The 18,261-nt window shown below is 60.0% G+C and carries 17 protein-coding genes; 12 read left to right on the top strand and 5 right to left on the bottom strand.

Annotated features, from left to right (window positions below; genetic code table 11):
• Positions 1-148: 148 nt before the first annotated feature.
• Both ACA056_RS23185 and ACA056_RS23180 read left to right on the top strand, forming a co-directional pair.
• Positions 149-1,063, top strand: coding sequence for an alpha/beta hydrolase (locus ACA056_RS23185; RefSeq protein WP_497268049.1), 915 nt, complete (start codon positions 149-151; stop codon positions 1,061-1,063).
• Positions 1,060-1,389, top strand: coding sequence for a PA3694 family proteiin (locus tag ACA056_RS23180; RefSeq protein WP_497268047.1), 330 nt, complete (start codon positions 1,060-1,062; stop codon positions 1,387-1,389). The genes ACA056_RS23185 and ACA056_RS23180 overlap by 4 nt, the downstream gene beginning before the upstream one ends.
• 73 nt (positions 1,390-1,462) lie before the next feature.
• Here the strand turns inward: ACA056_RS23180 and lptF are convergent, their stop codons facing one another.
• The 3 genes from lptF to ACA056_RS23165 all read right to left on the bottom strand — a co-directional run bounded on the left by lptF (position 1,463) and on the right by ACA056_RS23165 (position 3,332).
• Complete coding sequence (lptF, locus tag ACA056_RS23175; RefSeq protein ID WP_497268045.1) at positions 1,463-2,251, bottom strand: lipotoxin F family OmpA-related lipoprotein LptF; 789 nt, start codon at positions 2,249-2,251, stop codon at positions 1,463-1,465.
• 49 nt (positions 2,252-2,300) lie between these two features.
• The gene (locus ACA056_RS23170) at positions 2,301-2,714 is read right to left on the bottom strand and encodes a DUF4398 domain-containing protein (RefSeq protein WP_497268043.1); all 414 of its coding nucleotides are present in this window, start codon (positions 2,712-2,714) and stop codon (positions 2,301-2,303) included.
• A gap of 273 nt (positions 2,715-2,987) precedes the next feature.
• Positions 2,988-3,332: a pilin assembly protein gene (locus ACA056_RS23165; RefSeq protein WP_282482759.1), complete on the bottom strand. Its 345-nt coding sequence runs from the start codon at positions 3,330-3,332 to the stop codon at positions 2,988-2,990.
• Between the two features lie 999 nt (positions 3,333-4,331).
• Between ACA056_RS23165 and ppc the strand changes: the two genes are divergently transcribed.
• The 7 genes from ppc (at position 4,332) to ACA056_RS23130 (ending at position 11,607) form a co-directional block, all read left to right on the top strand.
• The gene (ppc, locus tag ACA056_RS23160; RefSeq protein ID WP_497268041.1) at positions 4,332-6,962 is read left to right on the top strand and encodes a phosphoenolpyruvate carboxylase; all 2,631 of its coding nucleotides are present in this window, start codon (positions 4,332-4,334) and stop codon (positions 6,960-6,962) included.
• A gap of 288 nt (positions 6,963-7,250) precedes the next feature.
• Entirely contained in the window at positions 7,251-7,898 is a 648-nt protein-coding gene (gene adk, locus ACA056_RS23155) for an adenylate kinase (protein ID WP_129441569.1), read from the top strand.
• An 87-nt stretch (positions 7,899-7,985) separates the two neighbouring features.
• A complete protein-coding gene (gene tsaB / locus ACA056_RS23150; RefSeq protein ID WP_033056334.1) occupies positions 7,986-8,660 on the top strand; it encodes a tRNA (adenosine(37)-N6)-threonylcarbamoyltransferase complex dimerization subunit type 1 TsaB in 675 nt (224 codons plus the stop codon).
• 232 nt (positions 8,661-8,892) lie between these two features.
• Positions 8,893-9,198, top strand: coding sequence for a hypothetical protein (locus ACA056_RS23145; RefSeq protein WP_008156859.1), 306 nt, complete (start codon positions 8,893-8,895; stop codon positions 9,196-9,198).
• Positions 9,195-10,055 (top strand): DUF72 domain-containing protein, encoded by an 861-nt coding sequence (locus ACA056_RS23140; RefSeq protein ID WP_497273588.1) that lies wholly within the window; start codon positions 9,195-9,197, stop codon positions 10,053-10,055. The genes ACA056_RS23145 and ACA056_RS23140 overlap by 4 nt, the downstream gene beginning before the upstream one ends.
• A 32-nt stretch (positions 10,056-10,087) precedes the next feature.
• Entirely contained in the window at positions 10,088-10,909 is an 822-nt protein-coding gene (locus ACA056_RS23135) for an isocitrate lyase/PEP mutase family protein (RefSeq protein ID WP_497268038.1), read from the top strand.
• Between the two features lie 2 nt (positions 10,910-10,911).
• Entirely contained in the window at positions 10,912-11,607 is a 696-nt protein-coding gene (locus tag ACA056_RS23130) for an extensin-like domain-containing protein (protein WP_497268036.1), read from the top strand.
• 17 nt (positions 11,608-11,624) lie between these two features.
• Here ACA056_RS23130 and ACA056_RS23125 read toward each other — a convergent pair whose 3' ends face one another.
• A complete protein-coding gene (locus ACA056_RS23125) occupies positions 11,625-12,245 on the bottom strand; it encodes an energy transducer TonB (protein WP_497268034.1) in 621 nt (206 codons plus the stop codon).
• A 93-nt stretch (positions 12,246-12,338) separates the two neighbouring features.
• Here ACA056_RS23125 and ACA056_RS23120 point away from each other — a divergent pair, with 93 nt between their 5' ends.
• Positions 12,339-13,121 (top strand): class I SAM-dependent methyltransferase, encoded by a 783-nt coding sequence (locus ACA056_RS23120; protein WP_033056325.1) that lies wholly within the window; start codon positions 12,339-12,341, stop codon positions 13,119-13,121.
• Positions 13,122-13,239: 118 nt separating this feature from the next.
• On the opposite strand, the gene ACA056_RS23115 is transcribed toward ACA056_RS23120, so the two are convergent.
• Positions 13,240-13,884 carry a TetR/AcrR family transcriptional regulator gene (locus tag ACA056_RS23115; protein ID WP_497268032.1) on the bottom strand — a complete coding sequence of 215 codons (645 nt, stop codon included), beginning with the start codon at positions 13,882-13,884 and terminating at the stop codon, positions 13,240-13,242.
• Positions 13,885-13,977: 93 nt separating this feature from the next.
• Here ACA056_RS23115 and ACA056_RS23110 point away from each other — a divergent pair, with 93 nt between their 5' ends.
• Both ACA056_RS23110 and ACA056_RS23105 read left to right on the top strand, forming a co-directional pair.
• Complete coding sequence (locus tag ACA056_RS23110; RefSeq protein ID WP_497268030.1) at positions 13,978-15,078, top strand: efflux RND transporter periplasmic adaptor subunit; 1,101 nt, start codon at positions 13,978-13,980, stop codon at positions 15,076-15,078.
• A gap of 6 nt (positions 15,079-15,084) precedes the next feature.
• Positions 15,085-18,156, top strand: a complete 3,072-nt coding sequence (locus tag ACA056_RS23105; protein WP_497268028.1) for an efflux RND transporter permease subunit — start codon at positions 15,085-15,087, stop codon at positions 18,154-18,156.
• The last annotated feature ends 105 nt before the right edge of the window (positions 18,157-18,261 follow it).

Here is an 18,261-nt window from a genome sequence, read left to right as displayed (position 1 = left end):
GTCCAGTGAGACCCCTTGTGGGAGCGAGCCTGCTCGCGAATGCGGTTTAACATTCAGCACTCCTGTTGGCTGACACACCGCTTTCGCGAGCAGGCTCGCTCCTACAATTGATCCGTGTTCCAACTCCATTTTCGCGAGGTTTCATCGGATGAGAATCCTCGGCTTCTTCTGCCTTCTCCTGACCTTGAGCGGCTGCAGCTCGCTGCTGTTCTACCCCGAGCCCGGCCAGCTGTTTACCCCGGAAAAAGCCAAACTCGAATACCGCGACGTCACCCTGACCACCGCCGATGGCCTCAAGCTGCACGGCTGGTGGTTGCCGGCCAAACAAGGTGTCGAGGTCAAAGGCACGGTGCTGCATTTGCACGGTAACGGCGGCAACCTGCCCATGCACCTTGGGGGGAGCTGGTGGTTACCGAAAGAAGGGTATCAAGTGCTGCTGCTGGACTATCGAGGCTACGGTTTGTCCGAGGGTGAACCGACGCTGCCGGAGATTTATCAGGACATCGACGCCGCGTTCAAATGGCTCGATCAGGCGCCGGAGGTCAAGGGCAAGCCGCTGATCCTCCTGGGCCAAAGCCTTGGCGGTTCGATGGCCGTGCACTACCTCGTGCAGCATCCCGAGCGGCAGAAACAGCTCAAGGCATTTGTCATGGATGGCGTGCCTGCCAGTTACCGCAGTGTCGGTCGCTTTGCGTTGAGCAACTCATGGGTGTTCTGGACGTTCCAGGTGCCACTGTCCTGGCTGGTGCCGGACGGCGACAGCGCGATCAATTCGATGGCGCAGCTCAACGGCGTACCGAAACTGATCTACCACAGCATCGATGATCCGATCGTGCCCCTTTCCAACGGCATCCGTCTGTATCAAGCTGCGCCGCCGCCGCGGGTGCTGCAACTGACCCGTGGCGGTCATGTGCAGACGTTCGCCGACCCGGTCTGGCGCAAAGTCATGCTGCGTTTTCTCGATGACCCGCAGCATTTCAACGGTCTGCGCCGCCTGGGCGAAGTCCCGAATTACCCGGCGCCGAAAAATTCTGAAGATGAACCACCAGAGAGTCCGCAATGAGTGAAGAACGTAACGCCATCCCGCTGATCATCACCGGTATCTGCAGCATCCTCGGCACCGTTGGGGCCCTGTGGTTCTACGGCTACCTGCACTTCGCCAAACCCGAAGATGCGCTGCTGCTCAGCGACTTCACCATGCTCAAGACGGTGCCGGGCGAAGACTACAAAGTCTCCCTGGAACCGGCGCCGCAAGTCGCGCAGTGCATCGATGGTGTGCTGGTGATGTTCGACACCGAACAGAAAGGCCTGAGCGGCGTGTTGATCAACAACAAGAAAAAAGCCGTGCGCTGCATGGGCGAGGAAACCCCGCAGAAGCTGCAACCGTAGCGCTCCCGATCTTAAAAACAAAAGCCCCGCCTGATCAGATCAGGCGGGGCTTTTGTGTTTCAGCAGACGAAGCTTAGTTCGAGCTAACCGCCGAACGCGGGATCACCGGCTGGTTGTCATTGGAAATGGTCACTTCCACCCGACGGTTCATCGCACGACCGGAGACGCTGCTGTTCTCGGCCACCGGGTATTCCTTGCCGTAACCCTGCGCCACGACACGTGCGGGATCAACGCCCATTTTCACCAGCGCCATGCGCACGGAACCGGCACGACGCTCGGACAGCGACTGGTTGTGGTTCGCGGTGCCCGTGCTGTCGGTGTAGCCCTCAACGATCACTTTGCGATCAGGGTTTTCCGAGAGGAACTGCGCCAGTTTGTTGATGTTTACCAGACCGCTGGACTTCAGATCAGCCCTGTCAGTGGCAAACAACACATCACCGAACGTCACCAAGGTACCGCGATCGGTCTGCTTGGCGTTCAGGCTGTCCTGCAATTGTTTGATCTGCGCGTCGCGGGCATCCAGACGAGCCTGGGCACGCTGCGCGGAAGCATTTTTCAGATTGGCTTCGGCGTTGCGCAGGGCGATGGTCTGCTTCGCCACTTCAACACGTTGATTGGTCAGGTAAGCCAGTTGGTCGACCTTGGCCTGGGCCTCTTTGTCCTGGTAAGCCTTGTCGGCCTTGTCCAGGTAGTCGCTGGCTTCTTTGGTTTCCAGCGCCGCGACTTTGCTGGCTTGCGGGTTGGTTTGCAGGCCGGTGTAGTTGCTACGGGCCTGTTCCAGGTTCGCGTTCGGCGGCGTGGAGCAGGCAGCCAGTGCAACGCTTGCGGCCAGCAGGGCAGGGATCATCAATTGTTTACGCATGGTGGTTTCGTCCTTTTAGTCGAGTAAGAAGTACGTCGTGCCGCGCCGCTTACTGCACGGTGCGCTGGCTTTCCTGACGCAGTTCTTGAACACCTTTCTGAGAGTCCTTCACAGCCTGTTCAGCTTTCAACGCCTGGGCTTTGCGCTCAGCCACGCGAGCGTCCCACTCGGCCTGTTCTGCCAGGATTTTGGCTTCGTCATACTTTTTGTCGTGCATGGCGATTTCGGCTTGTTTGAGCTTGTCCCGGGCGGATTTCATTTCCACTGCCGCGAATTCGGTACCGCCGGCACTGACGGCGCTGTTGACCGCCGATTCCGTCACGGCGAATTGCTCGCTTGGCGGGTTGCCGGCACAACCGGCCAGAACGAAGCAGCTGCCGATGGCCAGTGCAGCCAGTTTCAGGCTACGCAGAGGAGGGAACGAGGATTTGGCAGTTCGGGTTTTCATGGTTTTCAACTCCATTGGAATAGCTCCTGAAAAACTTAAACATCCATCCTGGGCAAGGAGCCGCAACCTTCAATTTCCGGGGGTGTTTTAAAACGGCCGTCCCAGGCGTGGTTAATGGGTGTGACCCGAGGCGTTTTTCGAAAGTTCAGAGAATATGGCCCATTGCCCGAAAAAACTTTGACCGGGCGGACAAGGCTCTAAACCGGGAATTCTTACCGCAAGCAGCAGTATTCCCGGCCCTGTAGGGGCCAGGAATACGCATTTTTGGAGGGGAGAGACGCGCGGTAATCAGTGTTTCTGTTTGTCGTCGACGGCCGACAAATCGTGCAAATGACGACGGGACAATGCGAGAAAACGCGGAGTCGGACCGACGTCTTCGTACAGCGGATCACCTTCTTCGTCGGTGGCCACGACGGTCGAGCCCTTCACGTAAGGGAAGCTTTTTTCGAGCTCTTCCAAGGCCGCGCCGATCAGTTCGCCGAGCAGTTCTTCGGGCTGCCGTTTGGGGTACATATCGATAATGGCCGCCAGCCGTGCGGCGGCCTCCACATCCAGATGAATCGAGTATCCGGTATCGGTCAGACGACCCTTGGCGTTTTCTTCCCAGTGATGGGCAAGCTCGCGGATTTTCATAGTGACCTCAATGCGCACCTGCTCGTGGCAGGCAGTGTCAGAGTCCGGCAATCGCCGGCGGCAGCCGTTGTACGGCTTACTCTTCAGACTAGCTTTATCGCCCAAGGTTTAAAGTCCCTTCGTCGTCTTATGGTGAACGCCTTGGTGCTTCAGGCGTTCACGCTCATTTGTGGCGGGGGGATTGGGTGTATATCCGTTTCTGCGGTGATGGCTGCTGGCGGTTTCGCTTTTACAGCGAGTCACTTGGAAAAGCCCCAAGTAACCAAGGGCTCTTGCCACTTTCGTTCGGTGCCTCGCCTAGGCTCGGCATGCCCTCGCTCCGGTCCTGCTCCGTGGGCCCGCCGCCATCGGCCATCCATGGCCGGGGGCGGCTAACCCGGCATCCATGCCGGGTTGCCCACTGCGCAGAACCTCCACTCGGCCTCTCGAGGCGGCGGTGCATCAAGATCAAAAGCTGCAGGCGAGCTAACGCTCGGCCTGTTGAGTGGTGAGGAGCGTGCATACACCGCCTCCCCCTGTAGGAGCTGTCGAGTGAAACGAGGCTGCGATCTTTTGCTCTTGCTGTGGCTGTGGCTGTGGCTTTTGATTTTGATCTGTTGCCCCTTTCCCAGAGGCCGAACGCAGGCGTTGCGCAGGGGGCACCGCGGCAAGGATGCCGCGGTAGCCGCCCCCGGCCATGGATGGCCGATGGCGGCGGGCCCCCGGAGCAATGCCGGAGTGAGGGCATGCCGAGCCTAGGCGAGGCACCGAATGGAGGGGCAAAGCCTTTTGCTTACTTTTCGGCGTTTGGAAAAGTGAGTCGCTGTAAGAGCGAAACCATAAGCGGCCGTTACCGCAGAAACGGATATGTACCCCACCAATCCCAATCCCCAATCCCAAACTTTCTCGGGCGAACACCATTCCCCTCGTCGTTCGCTTGTAAGAACCGCTTTACAGCGGCACTCTCTAACTCAAGAGCATGGACACCAAGTCACCCGGATTTTCGCTGGAGAACTGCTGATGACCGATATTGATGCACGCTTGCGCGAAGATGTTCACCTGTTGGGTGAGCTGTTGGGCAACACCATTCGTGAACAGTACGGGGACGGTTTTCTCGACAAGATCGAGCAGATCCGCAAAGGCGCCAAGGCCGACCGTCGCGGTTCGATGGACGCTGAACTGAGCGCCAGCCTCAACCAATTGAGTGAAGAAGAGTTGCTGCCCGTAGCGCGGGCGTTCAACCAGTTTCTCAACCTGGCCAATATCGCCGAGCAATATCAGCTGATTCACCGTCGCGAAGAGTCACAGCCGGCGCCGTTCGAAGCGCGGGTACTGCCGGAACTGCTCGCCCGCCTGAGTGCTGAAGGTCATGGCGCTGAATCCCTGGCCCGGCAACTGGGACGGTTGGAGATTGAGTTGGTCCTCACCGCGCACCCGACCGAAGTCGCGCGCCGCACGCTGATCCAGAAGTACGACGCCATTGCCGCTCAACTGGCTGCCCAGGACCATCGCGACCTGACCACTGCCGAACGCGAGCAGATCCAAACCAAGTTGCAGCGCCTGATCGCCGAAGCCTGGCACACCGAAGAAATCCGTCGCACCCGCCCAACCCCCGTGGATGAAGCCAAGTGGGGCTTCGCGGTGATCGAACATTCGCTGTGGCAGGCGATCCCCAACTATTTGCGCAAGGCTGATAAAGCCCTGCATGACGCCACTGGCCTGCACCTCCCACTGGAGGCAGCGCCGATTCGCTTTGCCTCGTGGATGGGCGGTGACCGCGATGGCAACCCCAACGTGACCGCTGCCGTGACCCGTGAAGTCTTGCTGCTGGCGCGGTGGATGGCCGCGGACTTGTATCTGCGCGATGTCGATCACCTGGCGGCCGAGTTGTCGATGCAGCAGGCCAGCGACGACTTGAAGGCCAAGGCCGGGGACAGCGCCGAACCTTACCGTGCGGTGCTTAAACAGCTGCGTGAACGCCTGCGCGCGACGCGTAACTGGGCTCACGCCTCCTTGACGAAGACCACGCCGGCACCCGCCGATGTGTTGCAAAACAACCGCGAACTGCTCGATCCGCTGGAGCTGTGCTACCACTCGCTGCATGAGTGCGGCATGGGCGTGATCGCTGATGGTCCGCTGCTCGATTGCCTGCGCCGGGCGGTGACGTTCGGGCTGTTCCTGGTGCGGCTCGATGTGCGTCAGGACTCGACGCGACATACCGCAGCCATGAACGAGATCACCGATTACCTGGGTCTGGGGCGCTACGAGGACTGGAGCGAGGAAGAGCGCATCGCCTTCCTGATGCGTGAGCTGAACAACCGCCGGCCGTTGCTGCCGACGTACTTCAAGCCATCGGCGGACACCGCTGAAGTGTTGGCGACCTGCCAGGAAATCGCTGCCGCACCGGGCGCATCGCTCGGTTCTTATGTGATCTCCATGGCCGGCGCCGCTTCCGACGTGCTGGCCGTGCAACTGCTGCTCAAAGAGTCTGGCGTGTTGCGGCCGATGCGCGTGGTGCCGCTGTTCGAAACCCTTGCCGACCTCGACAACGCCGGCCCGGTGATTGAAAAGCTCTTGTTGCTTCCGGGTTATCGCGCGCGCTTGCAAGGGCCGCAGGAAGTGATGATCGGCTACTCCGACTCGGCCAAGGACGCCGGCACGACGGCAGCGGCCTGGGCGCAGTATCGGGCGCAGGAGCGCTTGGTCGACATCTGCCGCGAGCAGCAAGTGGAACTGCTGTTGTTCCATGGTCGCGGTGGCACCGTGGGACGCGGCGGCGGCCCGGCACACGCGGCGATTCTGTCGCAGCCGCCGGGTTCGGTGGCGGGGCGTTTTCGTACTACCGAGCAGGGAGAAATGATTCGTTTCAAATTCGGCCTACCAGACATCGCCGAACAAAACCTCAATCTGTACCTGGCAGCGGTGCTGGAAGCGACCTTGTTGCCGCCGCCGCCACCGGAGCCTGCCTGGCGCAATCTGATGGACGAATTGGCTGCTGACGGTGTCAGCGCTTATCGCGCCGTGGTGCGGGAAAACCCGCAGTTCGTCGAGTATTTCCGCCAGTCCACTCCGGAGCAGGAACTGGGGCGCTTGCCGCTGGGCAGTCGCCCGGCCAAGCGCCGCGCCGGCGGGATTGAAAGCCTGCGGGCGATCCCGTGGATCTTCGGCTGGACCCAGACGCGTCTGATGTTGCCGGCATGGCTCGGCTGGGAAGCAGCGTTGAGCAAGGCGCTGGAGCGCGGCGAAGGTGAGCTGCTGGGGCAGATGCGCGAGCAGTGGCCGTTCTTCCGCACGCGCATCGATATGCTGGAAATGGTGTTGGCCAAGGCCGATGCCGATATCGCCCGGTCCTACGATGAGCGCCTGGTCGAGCCGGATCTGCTCCCTTTAGGTGCGCATTTACGCGACCTATTGTCGCAGGCCTGCTCGGTGGTCCTGGGGCTGACCGGTCAGTCGCAGCTACTGGCACATAGCCCAGCCACGCTTGAATTCATCCGCTTGCGCAACACTTACCTCGACCCTCTTCATCTATTGCAGGCCGAGTTGTTGGCGCGTTCGCGACAACAGGAAGTGGCACAGGGCAGCCCGGTAGAACAGGCGCTGCTGGTGTCTGTGGCGGGGATTGCCGCCGGTTTGCGTAATACCGGCTAAGGTTCTCGTCGTGGGGCAAGGCACTCGGTACGAGCGTCGAGTGCCTGTGGACGAGGGGCTGAAAAGTGCTGGCAGGCGACAGTTAGTGATGGGGTTGCGACTTGGGGTACCCCTTCTAAAGGTCACATCAGGCGCGGGTTTCTCCGACTTTCGGCGGCTTGTGTGGTCTGGGCCTGCTGTGTATCTTGAGCAGCCTTTGACCGTTTGGGCGGTCACGACCCTTTTTTTGAGATTGGCCCCACGAGGCGAATCTGACGTTATCTATATAAAAAATTGAGGAGCACATCGATGCGCGTCATTCTGCTGGGAGCTCCCGGGGCCGGTAAAGGTACTCAGGCTAAGTTCATCACCGAAAAATTCGGCATTCCGCAAATCTCCACCGGCGACATGCTGCGTGCCGCGGTCAAGGCTGGCACCGAGCTGGGCCTGATCGCCAAGAGCGTCATGGACAGCGGTGGTCTGGTTTCCGATGACCTGATCATCAATCTGGTCAAGGAACGCATCAGCCAAGCCGATTGCGCCAACGGTTTCCTGTTCGACGGTTTCCCGCGCACCATTCCTCAGGCTGAAGCCCTGGTGAAAGCCGGCGTGGAGCTGGATCACGTGGTCGAAATCGCCGTCGACGACGAAGAAATCGTTCAGCGTATCGCCGGTCGCCGCGTTCACGAGGCCAGCGGCCGCGTGTACCACACCGTCTACAACCCGCCGAAAATCGCCGGCAAGGACGACATCACCGGTGAAGCACTGGTGCAGCGCAAGGACGACACCGAAGAAACCGTGCGTCATCGGCTTTCGGTCTACCATTCCCAAACCAAGCCTCTGGTAGCGTTTTACCAGAACCTGGCCGCTGATCTGGGCAAACCGAAGTACAGCCACATCGAAGGTGTTGGCTCGGTTGAAGCGATCACCGGCAAAGTGCTTGAAGCACTGAGCTAAAAAAACGCTTCATCTTCTACGGCCCGCTTGCGGGCCGTAGTTGTTTATACTGGCGCACTTTTTCTGACCTCTCTTACGGAAACATCGATGAGCACCTTGCTGGCCCTGGACACCGCGACTGAAGCTTGCTCCGTTGCCTTGCTGCATGACGGTAAAGTCACGAGCCATTACGAGGTGATCCCGCGCCTGCATGCGCAGAAGCTGCTGCCGATGATTCAGCAGTTGCTGGCGGATGCCGGGACCACCCTGCAAGCGGTCGATGCAATCGCTTTCGGACGTGGTCCGGGTGCCTTCACCGGCGTGCGGATCGCCATTGGCGTGGTGCAGGGGCTGGCGTTTGCGCTGGATCGCCCGGTATTGCCGGTATCGAACCTGGCCGTGCTGGCGCAGCGGGCCTATCGCGAACATGGCGTGAGCCAGGTTGCGGCTGCCATCGATGCGCGGATGGATGAGGTGTATTGGGGTTGCTACCGCGAAACGGCGGGGGAGATGCGGCTGGTCGGCAATGAAGCGGTGCTTGCGCCGGAAGTGGCCGCGTTGCCGGCTGACGCCAGCGGTGAGTGGTTTGGCGCCGGCACTGGCTGGGGTTATGCCGAGCGAATCGCCGTCAGCCTGACCGGGCAGGATGCGGGCATGTTGCCTCACGCTGAGGACCTGCTGACCCTGGCGCGTTTTGCCTGGGCGCGTGGTGAGGCGATCGTGGCTGATGAGGCTCAGCCGGTGTACCTGCGCGATAAGGTTGCGACACCGAAAGCGCGTTAATTCATAGCACCGAGTTGGCCCAATCGCGAGCAAGCTCGCTCCCACAGGGTTTACGCTAACCCCTGTGGGAGCGAGCTTGCTCGCGATGGCGGCCTGCGCAACGCAGCCAATCGTCACTTTATGCACCGGCTTTTAAACCTTTTCCATTTTCTGTGTTCTAGTTATCACTCGGCGGTTTGCGAAGCGGCCTACGCGCCACTAAACTGCCATCATTGATCCCGGACATGTACTCATGCGTATAGACGGCGTTCCCTCTCAGTCCTACCCCATCAAGCGCAAGCCTCGCAAAGGGCCTGTGGCGGATGACGACTACGTCGATATCGACGGCGAGCTGGAAATTCCATCCGAAGAGCAAATGGCTGCCCGCGCTGCCAAAGCCTCTGCGCAACGCTTGAGTAATCTCCCCGCCCGTCAACAAGACATGCTTTATCACCGTGCCATGAGCAGCAGTGTCGCGAAGGCCCTGGCCAGCTACCTGAGCACCGCCGGTTTTGTCGATTGGGATTCGGATGTGCTGGGCCTCGACCTGTACATCTGATGCTGCCTTACTACCTGGGCTGTCCGTCCTGGAGTGAAAACGCCTGGCGCGATTATCTTTATCCGCCGGACGCCAAACCCGCTGAGTTTCTGAATCTCTATTCCCAAGTGTTTAACGCCGTTGAAGGCAATACGACCTTCTACGCGAGCCCGGCTGCGACCACCGTGCAGCGCTGGGCCGAGACCATGCCCGAACACTTTCGCTTCACTGCCAAGTTCCCCGGTGACATCAGCCACAGCGGTGACCTGCGCGAACAATTGACCGCTGCCGAAACCTTCCTGCAATTGCTCAGCCCCCTCGGCGAACGGGTTTCACCGCTGTGGCTGCAACTGTCCAAAAGCTTTACGCCGCAGCGACTGTCGGAGCTTGCCGGTTTTATTGATGCAGTGGACCGGCCTCTGGCGGTTGAAGTGCGGCATGACGACTTCTTCGCCAAGGGCGATGCCGAGAGAAGGCTCAATCGCCTGCTACTGGATCGCGGTGTCGAGCGTATCTGCCTCGATCCCCGAGCGCTGTTCAGTTGCACATCGACCGATCCCTCGGTCCTTCACGCCCAATCGAAAAAGCCCAGGGTGCCGCCCCGTCCGGCAGCCTTCACGCAATGTCCGCAGGTGCGCTTCATCGGCCATCCGCAACTTGAGACCAACGACCCGTTTTTGCTGCCGTGGGTTGAGAAAATCGCTGTGTGGATCGAAGAGGGTCGTACGCCCTATATTTTCCTGCACACCGCCGACAACCTGCTGGCCGCCAAACTGGCGCAACGTTTCCACGCAAAACTGATGCTGCGTTTGCCTGGCCTGCCGCCGCTGCCTGAGCTATACAGAGAGCCCGCTGCCGAGCAACTTGGCCTGCTCTGAAGCGGATTCCCTGCCCTTTCAGGAGCCTGCCAATGGATGCGCAAACCCTTCGAGCCCAAGCGTTCAAAGCACTGCACGAACGCGCGGGGGCTTTTGTCATTCCCAACCCATGGGATGCCGGCTCGGCGAAAATGCTCGCCAGCCTTGGTTTCGAGGCGCTGGCGACCACCAGTGCCGGTTACGCCTTTTCCAACGCCCGCCCCGATGGTGCGCTGACGCTGGACGACACCCTGGCAAACGTTCGGGCGATTGTTGCGGCAACTGATCTGCCCGTCGCCGTCGATCTGGAAAACGGCTTCGCTGACGATCCCGCCGAATGCGCACAGAGTATTTTGCGTGCGGCAGAGGCCGGCGCTGTCGGCGGCTCGATCGAAGATGCCACGGGTCGTGAAGAAGCGCCGATCTACTGCTTCGAACATGCTGTCGCACGCATTGAGGCTGCCGTGGCAGCGGCTCGCAGCTTGCCGTTCCCCTTTGTGCTGACAGCCCGGGCCGAAAACTTTCTGCACGGCAATCCTGATCTCGCCGATACCATTCGCCGCTTGCAGGCGTTTGCCGAGGCGGGTGCCGACGTACTTTATGCGCCGGGTCTGCGCAGTGCTGAAGATGTGTTGGCGGTGGTCCGTGCCGTGGCGCCGAAACCGGTCAATGTGTTGATGTCTGGCGGACTGAAATTGACGGTCGAGCAGTTGAGCGAAATGGGCGTCAAACGTATCAGTGTCGGTTCGGCGCTAGCCCTGGCGGCATATGGCGAGTTCTTCCGCGCTGCCGAAGAGATCAAGACGTCGGGCACGTTCGGCTTCACATCGCGATCCATGCCCTACGCCCAGGCCAATCAATTGTTCAAAGGCTGACGATGCGGTTTCGGTGGTGGCTGCTGTTGATGCTGTTAATCATCGGCACGGCGGCGATGAGCGTCTGGCGTGGCTGGATCTCTCTGCCATCACAGTGGAACCCTTGGGCGCCGCTGGACGTGAAGGCCGCGCCCAATTTTCTGACGCGCTACAAGCTGATGCGCCTGCGCGATGATCCGCAGCTGTGCGATCAAGCCCTGAGCAGCTCCGGATTGCGCGTAACCCATCAGGCCGACAGCCCCGACGCGACGTGCCCGTTGATCAACACCTTGCGTGTGCAGGGCGGCGAGGTGGCCCTGAGCAGCAGTTTCCTCGCCAGTTGCCGCCTGGCGGTGTCGTTCGCCCTGTTCGAACACCACGCCCTGCAACCCGCCGCACAAGCGGTCTACGGCCAAGCGGTAACGCGTGTCGATCATCTCGGCAGCTTTGCCTGTCGCAACGTCTATAGCCGCGAAAACGGCAGGCGCAGCCAGCATGCCAGCGCCGATGCGCTGGACATCGCCGGTTTTCGCTTGGCCGATGGCCGATCCATCAACGTGCTCAAGGATTGGCCGAAGGATAATCAGGACGCACGGTTTTTACGTCAGGTCCGCGATGGCGCCTGCGACATGTTCAGTGTGGTCTTGAGTCCGGATTACAACGCCGCCCATCGCAATCACTTTCATGTGGATGTCGGGCCGTGGTGGGTGTGTCGCTGAGGGCCTGTTATTGAAGGTCAGGCGGCGATACACAGGTTTTGCAGGACGATCGGGCGAGCCCAGCCGTTATCGAAATCGAGTTGTTTCTGTTGCTCCACCAGCTCTTCGGGCGAGAACGGCGGGAATGGCTTGTCCAGCAGATCGAGTTCGAACTCGGCGATCGGCAGGTGCAGCGGACGCGGTTGCGGTGCGGCGCCAGGCTCTGGCAGCGGTTGACCGGCCGTGAGCACGATCGGACGGACCCAGCGGCTTTCGAAGTCCTGTTGCTTCTGTTGAGCGACGATTTCTTGTGCGGGGAACGGTGGGAAAGGTTTGTCGGCCAAGTCCATTTCAAACTCGGCAATCGGCAGGAACAGTGGCTCGGGCGGACGGACCTCGGTTTCTTTCACATCGCATTCGCGCTGGGAAATGATATGTGCCAGCAGTTCGCTGCCAACGGTGGGTTCGACCGGGCTGTCGAGATCGACCGGTGGAAAGTTGAGAGAAGCCGGTACGACATCGCCCGACTGATCGGCCAGGGCCTGGGCAAAAAAATCCTGCCACAGGTGACTGACGCCGCTCAGTGCTTGGGAGTTTCGCAGACCATAATCGCCATGACGCGATATATAGCCTACGGATGTGCTTCGAATGTCTGACATTTCTCTCGGTCGACGCTCAGCTCTGGCAAAATGCTCGATAGTTTTGTTATCGGCCGTTTTTGCCGATCATTAATTTTTTGAGCGTGTTTTCCCATGATTGAGCAACCTGCGGCCTGCCGCATCCATGTCGAGGCCCTGGCCGCGACTTTTCAGCCACAGGCCGAACAATGGGCCGAGCGCCTGGGTTTGCCGATGCAGGTGGATGACGGTGAGTTTGCCTTGCAGGTCGGCGACCAGGGTTTGCAGCTGCAGCAACTGGGCCCGGACGCACCGGGGCCGGTGCGGGTGGACTTTGTCGAGGGCGGTGCGGCCCATCGCCGCTTGTACGGCGGCGGTAGCGGTCAGATGATCGCCAAGGCTGTCGGGGTTGCCCAAGGCGTGCGTCCGCGCGTGCTGGATGCCACGGCGGGGTTGGGCAAAGATGCGTTCGTGCTGGCGAGCCTGGGCTGCGAGATGAGCCTGATCGAGCGTCAGCCGCTGATTGGCGCTTTGCTTGAAGATGGCCTGGCACGCGGCGCGGAAGACTTTGACGTGGCGCCGATCGTGGCGCGGATGCGCTTGCTCAAGGGCAATTCGATCGAGGTGATGCGCAATTGGGAAGGCGAGCCGCCGCAGGTGATCTACCTCGACCCGATGTTTCCCCATCGTGAGAAAACGGCCTTGGTGAAGAAGGAAATGCGCCTGTTCCGGCCGCTGGTAGGCGATGACCCGGATGCACCTGCACTGCTCGAAGCGGCGTTGGCGTTGGCCAGCCATCGAGTGGTGGTCAAGCGCCCGCGCAAGGCGCCGTGTATTGAAGGGCCGAAGCCGAGTCATGCGCTGGATGGTAAATCCAGCCGGTATGACATTTACCCGAAGAAAGCGCTCAAGCCTTAAGACCGCGTCGCCCCCTTCGCGAGCAAGCTCGCTCCCACACTGGATCTATGCAACACCGTAGATCCCCTGTGGGAGCGAGCTTGCTCGCGATGGCGTCAGATCAGACGACCAATATCTATCAGGCTGACTCAGGCCGATACGCCCGCATAAACAACTCCACCACTTCCTGCACATGGCTCTCGGCCGCATCCCCGGTCAGCGGCTCGCCACAGCCATAAAGCAGCCGGAAATTCCCCGCACCCTTGAGCAGGCAGAAGAAATGCTCGGCCGCATTGCGCGGTTTGTCGATGCTCAAGGCACCGGTCTGATCAACCTTGATCAGCAACCGCTCCATGCCATGCAGCATGCGCTCAGGCCCGGCCTCGAAGAAGATCAGCGAGAGTTTCGGGTCCTGGCTGCCCAGCGTCATCATCAGCCGATGCAGGTTGACCGATTCGTCGCTGTTGATCAGCTGATGAAAGCCGCGCGCGATGTTCAACAGCACCGTTTCTACGGCAGTGCCGTCTGGCAACTCGAAAAACAGCGTCGGCAATTGCTCTTCGCACTTGGCCATCACGGCGGCGGAGAACAGCGTCTCCTTGTCGTTGAAATGGCTGTAGACCGTCAGCTTCGACACACCGGCCTCGGCCGCCACGGCGTCCATGCTGGTATTCGCATAACCCTTGCTCAGAAACAGAATTTTCGCCGCATCGAGGATCGCCTGGCGTTTGGCCAGATCCTTTGGGCGGCCCGGGCCGTTGGGTACTGAAAGATTGTTAGGCATATGCGCTTTTATTACTGGACTGGTGAGTTTGCTATTAATAACATACTGCTCAGTATAATTATTCAAAGCACCATTAGCGAAAGGTCCTTCACCATGTTCCGCTATGCCTTGCCCCTCGCGTTGCCAGTCAGTCTGGCGTTTTTATTGTCTGCGTGTGGTCACGAAGAGGCGCCCCAAGTCACCGTTCGCCCGGCCATGGTCGTGCAGCCAGAGCCTTCGGCCCAGGCGATGGAAAGTTTTCCCGGTGAAGTCCGCGCACGGTATGAGCCGGAGTTGGCGTTTCGCATTGGCGGTAAAGTCAGTCGACGACTGGTCGAAGAGGGGCAGCGGGTCAAGGCCGATCAACCTCTGGCGGAACTCGATCCTCAGGACGTGCGCCTGCAACTGGAAGCCACCCGTGCCCAGGTCGCCGCTGCCGAGGCCAACCTGAACCTGGTGCGTGCCGAACGTGATCGCTACAAGACCCTGATGGACCGTCAGATGGTCAGCCGTTCGCAGTACGACAATTCCGAAAACCTTTACCGATCCGGTGAAGCACGCCTCAAGCAAATCAAAGCCGAATTCAACGTCTCGACCAATCAGGCCAGTTACGCCGTGCTGCGTGCGCCGCAGGATGGCGTGGTGGCTAAACGCGCGGTTGAAGTCGGGCAAGTGGTGGCGGCGGGGCAAACCGTATTTACCCTCGCCACCGATGGCGAGCGCGAAGTGTTGATCAGCTTGCCGGAGCAGAGCTTTGGCCGCTTCAAGGTCGGTCAGCCAGTGTCGGTGGAACTGTGGACCCAACCCGACCAACGTTTCGCCGGGCGCATCCGTGAGCTGTCGCCCGCTGCCGATCCAAAATCACGCACCTTTGCCGCCCGCATCGCCTTCACCGCCGGCAAGGTTCCCGCTGAACTCGGCCAGAGTGCCCGGGTGTTCGTTCAGACCTCCGATGTGGTGCCGCTGTCGGTGCCGCTCTCCGCACTGACAGCGGAAAACGGCGCGACCTACGTCTGGGTCGTCAATGACAACAACACCCTGAAGAAAACCCCGGTACGGGTCGGTGCCTTCGGCGAGAAAACCGTACCGGTACTCGAAGGACTGAACGCCAGCGATTGGGTGGTGGCCGCTGGCGTCCATGTGCTGCTTGAAGGGCAGCAGGTGCGCCCGGTGGATCGCTCCAACCGCGTGGTCAATCTGGCGGACAAGGAGTAATCCCCGATGGGTTTCAATCTTTCCGCATGGGCGCTGCGTAATCGCCAGATCGTACTGTTCCTGATGCTCTTGCTGGCAGTTGTCGGCGCACTGTCCTACACCAAGCTCGGCCAAAGTGAAGACCCGCCGTTCACCTTCAAGGCCATGGTGATTCGGACCAACTGGCCGGGGGCCACGGCGCAGGAGGTGTCGCGGCAGGTCACCGAGCGTATTGAAAAGAAACTGATGGAAACCGGCGAGTACGAACGCATCGTTTCGTTCTCCCGTCCGGGCGAATCCCAAGTGACGTTCGTCGCCCGTGATTCCATGCACTCGGTGGAAATCCCGGACCTCTGGTATCAGGTTCGCAAGAAGATCAGCGACATTCGCCACACCTTGCCACCGGGCATTCAGGGACCATTCTTCAATGATGAGTTCGGCACAACGTTTGGCAATATCTACGCGCTGACCGGCGAAGGTTTTGATTACGCGGTGCTCAAAGACTACGCCGACCGCGTGCAGATTCAGCTGCAACGGGTCAAGGATGTGGGCAAGGTCGATCTGCTCGGGTTACAGGACGAGAAGATCTGGATCGAACTCTCCAACGTCAAACTCGCCACCCTCGGCCTGCCTTTGTCGGCGGTGCAGCAAGCCCTTGAAGAGCAAAACGCAGTGTCCACCGCCGGGTTCTTTGAAACCAGCAGTGAGCGATTGCAGCTACGGGTCTCGGGGAATTTTCAGACGGTCGAAGAGATCAAGAGCTTCCCGATCCGCGTCGGTGATCGTACGTTCCGCATCGCCGATGTGGCGGATGTGCGTCGTGGGTTCAACGATCCGCCAGCGCCGAGCATGCGCTTCATGGCGGAAAACGCCATCGGTCTGGCCGTGGCCATGAAGGACGGTGGCGACATTCTGGTGCTGGGCAAGGCATTGGAAATCGAGTTCGACCGGATCCAGAAAAATCTCCCTGCCGGTATGCAGTTGCGCAAGGTCTCCGACCAGCCTGCCGCCGTGAAAAGCAGTGTTGGTGAGTTTGTTCAGGTGCTGGTGGAAGCACTGGCAATCGTCTTGCTGGTGAGCTTCTTCTCCCTCGGCGTGCGCACCGGCATGGTGGTCGCGCTGGCGATTCCTTTGGTATTGGCGATGACGTTCGCCTGCATGTATTACCTGGGAATCGGCCTGCACAAGATTTCCCTCGGGGCATTGGTACTGGCGCTGGGCTTGTTGGTGGACGACGCGATCATCGCCGTGGAAATGATGGCGATCAAAATGGAGCAAGGCTTCGACCGGATCAAGGCGGCCAGTTACGCCTGGACCAGCACCGCATTCCCTATGCTCACCGGTACGCTGATCACCGCGGCCGGCTTCCTGCCGATTGCCACTGCGCAATCAGGCACGGGTGAATACACCCGCTCGATCTTCCAGGTGGTGACCATCGCGTTGCTGGCCTCGTGGGTGGCCGCTGTTGTGTTTGTGCCTTATCTGGGGGAAAAACTCCTGCCGGATCTGGCGAAGATTCATGCAGCCAAACATGGCGCCGGCGACGGCCAGCCCGACCCTTACGGCACGCCGTTCTATCAGCGCGTCAGACGCCTGGTGGAGTGGTGCGTACGCCGGCGCAAGACGGTCATTGTCCTGACAGTCGTGCTGTTTATCGGTTCTGTCATCCTGTTTCGCTTTGTGCCGCAACAGTTCTTCCCGGCATCGGGTCGTCTGGAATTGATGGTCGATCTGAAACTGGCCGAAGGCGCCTCGTTGAGCAACACCCGCGATGAGGTCAGACGGCTCGAAGCACTGCTGAAGGATCACGCCGGTATCGATAACTATGTCGCTTACGTTGGCACCGGTTCGCCACGTTTTTACCTGCCGCTGGATCAACAACTTCCTGCAGCGAGCTTCGCGCAGTTTGTAGTCCTGGCCAAAACCATCGAAGAGCGTGAAACCCTGCGCACCTGGCTGATCGAAGCTCTCAAGGAACAATTCCCGGCCCTGCGTGCGCGGGTGACACGTCTGGAGAACGGGCCGCCGGTTGGTTATCCGATGCAGTTCCGGGTGACCGGTGAGCACATCGAGGAAGTTCGCGCGCTGGCCCGTAAAGTCGCGGCCAAGGTTCGCGAGAACCCGCACGTGGTCAACGTCCATCTGGATTGGGAAGAACCGAGCAAAGTCGTTTACCTGAACGTCGATCAGGACCGCGCCCGGGCGCTTGGCGTGAGCACCGCGAACCTGTCGAAGTTCCTGCAAAGCTCTCTGACCGGTTCCAGCGTCAGCCAGTACCGTGAAGACAACGAGTTGATCGAGATTCTGTTGCGCGGCACATTGCACGAGCGCACCGAACTGTCGCTGCTGCCAAGCCTGGCGGTGCCCACTGACAACGGTCGCAGCGTAGCGTTGTCGCAGATCGCGACCCTGGAATACGGCTTCGAAGAAGGCATCATCTGGCACCGCAACCGCTTGCCGAATGTGACGGTCCGCGCCGACATCTACGGCAAGGAACAACCGGCGACGCTGGTGAAGCAGATCATGCCGACCCTCGATCCGATTCGCGCCGAACTGCCGGACGGGTATTTGCTGGAGGTCGGCGGCACGGTGGAAGACTCGGCTCGCGGGCAGAATTCGGTGAAGGCCGGTGTGCCGCTTTTCATCGTGGTGGTGCTGACGTTACTGATGCTGCAACTGCGCAGTTTCTCACGCACGGTAATGGTGTTTCTGACGGCGCCTTTGGGCTTGATCGGTGTGACCTTGTTCCTGATGGTGTTCCGTCAGCCGTTCGGCTTCGTCGCGATGCTCGGCACCATCGCGCTGTCCGGGATGATCATGCGCAACTCGGTGATTCTGGTGGACCAGATCGAGCAGGACATTGCTTCCGGGCTCAAACCTTGGCAGGCGATTATTGAAGCCACGGTGCGGCGTTTCCGGCCGATTGTGTTGACTGCACTCGCGGCGGTGCTGGCGATGATTCCGCTGTCGCGCAGCGTGTTTTTCGGGCCGATGGCGGTGGCGATCATGGGCGGGTTGATTGTGGCAACGGCGCTGACGTTGCTGTTTTTGCCGGCGCTGTATGCGGCGTGGTTCCGAGTAAAAAAGGAATCAGCTTGAACACGCTGTAGGAACTACCAAAGGCTGCGAGCTTTTGAGCTTGAATTCCTCGATCAGGATCAAAAGAGCGCAGCAGCAATAGCGCAAACGAAAAAGCCCGCTGAA

Source organism: Pseudomonas sp. LBUM1666, assembly GCF_059695775.1.
The sequence above is the reverse complement of the archived record's forward strand: the minus strand, read 5'-3'. Positions and strand labels throughout refer to the sequence as shown.